The following is a 3,407-nucleotide window of genomic DNA, read 5'->3' as shown; positions in this document are numbered from 1 at the left end:
GGAGGTCGTGGAGCGTCACGTTTCCGCGGCTCCCGAGAACAGCGCAACAGCTTGGAGTCGACGACGATCGCGGCCATGGTTCTGGTGCGAACGGCGTGAGCGGGACATAATGCTTCCGTGGGCGTAACGTGACGCTGGGGTTATGGGCGATGCTGAGCGTGGACGATCTTTTCAAAGGACGCCATTTCGATCGCGAAATCATCGTTCTCTGCGTGCGCTGGTATCTGCGATACAAGCTCAGCTTCCGAGATCTCGTGGAAATGATGGCGGAGCGCGGTTTGTCGTTGGCCCATACGACCATCATGCGCTGGGTTCAGCGCTACGTTCCGGAGTTCGAAAGATCGTCATGAAAGCCGGCGCCGCGACTACCGAGGGGCTAGCTCCAAAGCGTTCAGATTGCCGGGCTACCGGCGGCGGCTAGCCTCTTCTTACAGTCGACGCACGGATGCGGAGATTGTGCGGAGCGATAGGACTGGGAGCGACGGAAAGCCGCCGCTACGCTAGTCCTTTCAGCGTAGCCGCTCCTCGACTGGTTCAGCGCTCGTCAAAAAGATCAGGGCGGACGCTCTGCGCGGTGTGAAACACGGCACGGATGAGGATGCTGTCGCCTTCCTCGATGTAGAAAATTTCGTGGGATTGAAACCGAAACCGCCGCCCGCCGGTCAACAGTTCATCGGCGGCCACGCCCATCTTGGGGAAGTCGGCAAGCAGACCGAAGGTCCGTTCGAGGCCCGCGTGGTAGGCCCTGGCCTGATACGCCCCAAACCGACCCATGGTGAAGCGGCCAATGTCGCGGATTTGCTGTACCGCCTGCACAGACAGACGATACTTACCCATATGATGGTGTGTCTCTTTCGATCTCGGCCCAAATTTCGGCCATCGTCGTTCGCGAAGGCGTCGTGGCCTCTGTCGAGGTCAGGGCTTGCCGCATGCGGCGCACCTGCTCGTCGCGGGGAAGTTCACGCCACGCGGCAATCTCCGCCTCGCTCGGTGTCGCCGAGGGCGTGATTGTGCGCAACAAGGCCTGTTGCTCAGGCGTAAGGGTAAGAGTTCCCATACCCTGGAAGCTACCACAAAAAAGGCCAGAGACCTAGAGAATTCAGGATCCCACTGAGACACTAGACAGCTATCCGCTATTGGTTCTCGAAAGGGTAGCCTATGCTGTCGATTTCCGTCGAGATTTGACCCAGGATTTCCATTGAGAACTGACCCGGATTGACGATGGCTTGCGCGTCGGTCGGTCGCGCTCGATCCGTGCGCAGCGGTCGAGGAAGCTGCGGCGCCGTCTTCGTGCGTCTCCCGATCGTCGTCGCGTCCCATTCCCAGGCCGCCGTCGAGATCGCCGTCGGAACTCGGACGCACCTCCTCGTCTTGCATCGCCATTCAGACGATGTCGTAGGGACGCCTGAGCGGAACTCGCTGTCTGCTCCAATCGGCGCGTCGGCCAGCATGATCTCCGGCGACGCGTTCCCTTCCCTCAGACAACAGCCCACGCCCTGTATCGACCACGTCCTGTCAGCTCGCGAAGATTCGAAGAGAGTTCGCCGACCATCGTGGTGGCGGCTTGTTGAGAGACGCGGAGTTCCTTGGCGGCAAGAGGGACGGTGACGACCGGCGAAGCGAGACACAAATCGACGAGCTGCGGCATCCTCGAATTCGTTCTTCGGCCTTTGCATTTTCTGAGCAGGAGCTCGCGCGCGAGCGTCAATCTGTCGAGTTCCTTCGAGTCCGCCTTCGCCATCGTTTCGATCGCACACGCGAACGCGACCAATCGAGTTTCCAAATCATCCCGGCCGACTCGGCGATATTTGGCGTGTCGAAACCCCGAATGCAGCGCTGCGAGACAGTGCCGTGTCTTTCCTCGGGAGCGGAGCAAGGCCGCGGCGAGCAAGGGGCCGAGCCAAGCGCTGCGCTGTAACGGCTCGATCTCCTCCCAAACATCGAGCGCGACGCTCGCCGCCATCAAAGGCGGAAGGTTCTGGGTGCGGCCCAGACACTCGCGCCACTCCGCGAGGCGGGCCTCCTCGTCCCAATCTTCGTCGTAGACCAAACCAGAGCCGTCCCGCTTAAGCGGCGCCGGCTGGATTCGCTCTATCACACGTGACGTTCGCGCCAGCAATTCATCGATCTCGTCGAATTCTCCTGTAATGATCGTCTCGTCGTCTTCATCATCCAGCTCACGATCCGCCGCTTCGCCCATGGCGCCCGAACCAGTGGTCAGCTCGGACACCGTACCACGCGGTCGACCTGCGCCACGCAAACTGGCGAGCCCATCGCTCGTCAACGCCCACTCCGGCTCGCGATCGGCTATGCGACGACGCGTGAGCAGAACGGCGTGGGCCCGCACGAGCTCGTGCGTCGGCGTGCGCACGTCCATTCCGGCGTCATGAAGCACCAAATCTTCGAGCTGCACGAATTCGCCCGCGCGCCACGAGGCCGCGCAAGCGTCGTGGAAATGCGCGCGGAGAGCGAAGGCTTCGGCGACGGGACTGGAGCGAAGTCGCTCGTCGAAACGCGCGAGGGCGTCCGACGCGCTCTCGAAGGGCACTTGCAGAGGCTCGAATGAAACCGAGCCGGGAAAATCTAATCCCATTTTAATTCCGTGCGAATCAAGACAATTATCAATTTATCTTGAACTTAGATTGAGTGATAGATGATGCAATTTTCTCTTTCGCCGACCGGATCAAAATGCGTCGCCGCGGACGCCGAAAGCAAGCCTCGGAACGGCTCTGGAGGCGAGCTTTCGGCCCGCAAATCGACGAAAAGGGCGGTTTTTCGGGCCTTTCTCCTGCTCGCCCCCCTAATGGCGGCGACGAACTTCGGCCTTCGGATGCGTTTTCAAACGATCGTTTATTGATATTAATCGAAATTGTAATTTCGATTTTAAGAGCCCGTTGATAACATCATGGGCGATATGATAGGCACGCGGCAATGAGATTGGTTCTGGATACGAACGCCCTGATCGCAGCACTCCGAAGCCCAAGCGGAGCCTCCGCCGAGCTTCTCAAGCTTGCGCGTCGAGGACAGGTCCAGCTTTTGGCCAGCACCGCCCTTGCAATCGAATATGAGGCCGTCTGTCTGCGCGACGAACACAGCAAAGCGGCCGGCCTATCGACGAAAGAGGTCGGTCAGTTTCTCGACGCGGTCATCGATCTGATCGAACCGGTCGAAATCGGGTTCCTTTGGCGGCCGCAATTGCGAGATCCGGGCGACGAGTTCGTGCTCGAGGCGGCTGTGAATGGGCGGGCCGCGACGATCGTTACGTTCAATTTGCGTGACTTCGGACTTGTGCGAGAGCGCTTTGGGATCGAGGTTCTCACGCCGGAGAGAGATCGTGTCCCAGAGCGTGGTGTAGCTGGATCGAGGCGGACACTGGGATTTCCGGCTTTGGCCGGCAGGATCAGGCG

The 3,407-nt window shown here is 60.1% G+C and carries 3 protein-coding genes and 1 pseudogene; 2 read left to right on the top strand and 2 right to left on the bottom strand.

Annotation, left to right across the window (positions count from 1 at the left end; genetic code table 11):
- Positions 1 to 149 precede the first annotated feature (149 nt).
- Positions 150 to 338 (top strand): annotated as a pseudogene (locus K3F48_RS23420) (IS6 family transposase); the annotation flags it as partial.
- A 196-nt stretch (positions 339 to 534) separates the two neighbouring features.
- On the opposite strand, the gene K3F48_RS23415 reads toward K3F48_RS23420, so the two are convergent.
- Positions 535 to 837, bottom strand: a complete 303-nt coding sequence (locus K3F48_RS23415) for a type II toxin-antitoxin system RelE/ParE family toxin (RefSeq protein ID WP_222577850.1) — start codon at positions 835 to 837, stop codon at positions 535 to 537.
- A gap of 640 nt (positions 838 to 1,477) precedes the next feature.
- Positions 1,478 to 2,593, bottom strand: a complete 1,116-nt coding sequence (locus tag K3F48_RS23410; protein WP_222577849.1) for an RHE_PE00001 family protein — start codon at positions 2,591 to 2,593, stop codon at positions 1,478 to 1,480.
- Positions 2,594 to 2,931: 338 nt separating this feature from the next.
- Between K3F48_RS23410 and K3F48_RS23405 the strand changes: the two genes are divergently transcribed.
- The coding region (locus tag K3F48_RS23405; RefSeq protein WP_255609721.1) for a putative toxin-antitoxin system toxin component, PIN family at positions 2,932 to 3,407 on the top strand (476 nt) is incomplete at its 3' end.

Source organism: Methylosinus sp. Sm6 (assembly GCF_019802345.1).
GTDB lineage: Bacteria > Pseudomonadota > Alphaproteobacteria > Rhizobiales > Beijerinckiaceae > Methylosinus.
Note: the sequence above shows the minus strand (reverse complement) of the source record. Positions and strands in the feature narration are given on the sequence as shown.